This window comes from Piscinibacter sp., from assembly GCF_050175855.1.
Taxonomy (GTDB): domain Bacteria; phylum Pseudomonadota; class Gammaproteobacteria; order Burkholderiales; family Burkholderiaceae_C; genus Piscinibacter.
In genome coordinates, this window is record NZ_JBFXIO010000520.1 from 1 (window position 1) to 2,946 (window position 2,946).

The 2,946-nt window shown below is 73.5% G+C and carries 1 protein-coding gene and 1 pseudogene; both read left to right on the top strand.

All coding sequences use genetic code 11. From position 1 onward, the window contains the following. The first annotated feature begins 163 nt into the window (after positions 1-163). Entirely contained in the window at positions 164-1,783 is a 1,620-nt protein-coding gene (locus AB7U92_RS24970) for a GDYXXLXY domain-containing protein (RefSeq protein WP_428583216.1), read from the top strand. 66 nt (positions 1,784-1,849) lie between these two features. Beyond that, positions 1,850-2,946, top strand: a pseudogene (locus AB7U92_RS24975) (hypothetical protein); the annotation flags it as partial.

The window sequence follows — 2,946 nt, forward strand, 5'->3', positions numbered from 1 at the left end:
CCTTGATCGTCGCCGGCCTCGCCCGGCTGCTGTTCGAAAACGCCGGCGGTGACCCGATCGGCCGGCTGTTCCTGCTCGGCGCCGCGGCCGCGGCCCTGCTGGCGGCCAGCGTCAGCGCCATCCTGCGCCTGGCTCGCGCGCGCGGTGCGGAAGGAGCCTCGGCATGAGCACCGCCCGTCTCGACGCCGTGTTGCGGGCCGCGCGTGCGCAAGGCCTGCTGCCCGAAAACGCGACGCCGCCCCGCGACGACGCACGCCCCTGGCCCGTCGTGCTGCTGACGGCGCTCGGCGCCTGGCTGGCCGCGATTCCGCTGCTGGCTGTGGTCGGCATGCTGCTGGGCGACCTGATCAGCCGCAGCGTCGGGCCCTACGTTGTCGGCGCGCTGCTGATCGCGGGCGCCGTGGTGGTGCTGCGCTCGCGCGACGTGCCGCTGTTCGTGGAGCAGCTGGCGGTGCCCGCGCTGCTGGTGGGGGGGGGATCGCTGGGCTTCGGGTTGTTCCGCGATGCCGGCACGGACGGCGGAGCCGCCCTGCTCGCGCTGGTGGCGATGGGCGTGGCCGCCGTCATCCGCTCCGCCTGGCTGCGAGTGCTGCTCGGCGCCGCCGCCGCGGTGCTGATCGGCATCGCGCTCACGCCGCAGCGTTGGCGCTTCGGCCGCGGCGAGTCGCTTGAGCAGTGGTGGCTGGCGTGGCACCTGCTGCTGGCGGGCTGGCTCGTCGCGCTGCAGGCCCTGCGTGCGCTGCGCGGCCACGCCGCCGCGGCGCTCGAAAGCACGGCCGCCGGCTGGAGCCTCGCGCTGCTGGCGGGCTTGGCCTGGTGGTCGGGCATGACCTTCCTCGTCGGCGGCACGCTGGGCGGCGAACTGGCCGGCGAGATCGTCCGCGAGCTCGGCCGGCGCGGCGAGCCGACGCTGGCCTGGCGCGGCATGCAGGCCCTCTCGGCCTTGCTCGCGTTGGCTGGGCTGGTGCTCGCCGCGCGCCGCTGGCGCGGGCTGCGCCGGGCACCTTTCGTCGGCGCGGGGCTGGTGCTCGTGGCGCTGGGCGCGCTCATGCCCTCGCTCGGCGCCACGCTGCTGATGCTGGCCTGGCTGGCCACCAGCGGGCGCCTGCGCCTCGCGGCCGCTGCGGCCGTGGCCGCGGCGTGGATCGTCGGCGCCTTCTACTACCAGCTCGCCTGGCCGCTGGCCACCAAGGCTGCGTTGCTGGCCAGCGCCGGCGCCCTGCTGGCGGCACTGGCCGCCTGGGCAAGGGCAGGCCGCCACGCCACGCAGCCTCCGGCCCGGCCGGACACGCAGCCGCGCTTCCCCCGCGCGGGCATCGCGCTGGCACTGGCCGCCATCCTGGCCGTGGCCAACCTCGGCATCCGCGACAAGGAAGCGCTGATCCGCGAGGGCCGGCCCGTCTTCGTCGAACTGGCGCCCGTCGACCCGCGCTCGCTGATGCAGGGCGACTTCATGCGGATCAACTTCAACGTGCCGGGCGCCCCCGGAGAGCGGCGCATCGGCATGCTGCGCCGCGAGCGCCCGTTCGTCGTGGCCCGGCGAGACGAGCGCGGCATCGCGCAACTGCAGCGCGTCGACGACGGCACGCCGCTGGCGGAGGGCGAGTTGCGCATCCAGCTCACGCCCAAGGACGGCCGCTGGATCCTGGTCAGTGATGCCTGGTTCTTCGCCGAGGGCGAGGCCGCGCGCTGGGAGAAGGCCAGGTACGGCGAGTTCCGCGTCGATGCGGACGGCCGGGCCCTGCTGGTGGGGTTGCGCGGGGCGGCGCTGGAGGCGTTGTGAGCGGCTGACCGCCGGCAGCGCGGCGGGCTAGGATGCGGGGACGCGCGAGACCACGAAGGAATGACGATGCCTGGACACGCACCCGCCGCTGGCTTCCGGCTGATGCGCTACTTCACCTTGAGCACGGCACTGGCCTTCATCGCGGTCGGCGGGATGCTGTACTTCCTGCAGCGCAGCGAGGAGGCGTTCTTCGCCGAGGTCCAGCAGCAGCAGGCGCAGTTCCTGCGGCAGGCGCAGGGCGAACTGGCCAAGCAGCACGAGGAAGCCGCCCGCGCCACCATGCTGGCTGTCCATGAGGCCAACCACGTCACGATGACGCGGGTGGTGGCCAACCTGATGTGGGACAGCGACATCGCGCCGTTCATCGCCGCGGCGCAGCGGGTGCGCATCGACGACTGCGCGGCCCTGCCCCCGGAGCCGGTCGTGGCGCGGCGCAACTGCTGGCGCGCCGTGGGGCAGCGCATCAGCGCGCTGCCGGCCTTTCGCGCGCTCGATGCCAAGGCCTATGCGGCCATGCGCCAGACCCAGGTCTTCAAGATCAAGGTGTTCGACCTGCGCGGCATCACGGTCTACTCCTCGGAACACAGCCAGATCGGCGAGTACGCCGGCGCGAACGCCGGCTGGCGCTCGGCCGCCGAAGGCCGCCCGGCCAGCGAACTCACCCACCGCGACCGCTTCAGCGCGTTCGAGCGCGTGGTCGAGAACCGCGACCTGATCTCCACCTACGTGCCGGTGCGCGGCAGCGAGGCCGGCGCCCTGCTCGGCGTGGTCGAGCTCTATTCCGACGTCACGCCCTTCCTCGAGCAGATCCGCGGCGCCTCGCGTACCTTCGCCCAGATCACCGACGGCCACCAGGCACGCGTCGCCGAGGCTTCTCGCGACAACCAGCGCAAGGTGGAGCGCAACTCCGACCAGTTCCTGCTCATCGTCGGCGGGCTGATCGTGCTGCTGTACGTGATCTCGCTGGTGATCGTGCGCATCGGCCAGCGCATCATCGACCGCCAGGCCCTGGCACAGGCAGAAGCCGCGCGGCGCGAGCAGCACTGGCACGGCGAGAAGATGGCCGCGCTGGCCACCATGGCGGCCAACGTCGCGCACGAGGTCGGCAACCCGCTGGCGGTGATCCAGGGCGTGGCGGGCGAACTGCCCGAGTCCGAGCGCAG

Bases quoted from the DNA above. Each gene is read 5' to 3' on its own strand.
- AB7U92_RS24970 (WP_428583216.1), top strand. From the start codon at position 164: ATGAGCACCGCCCGTCTCGACGCCGTGTTGCGGGCCGCGCGTGCGCAA.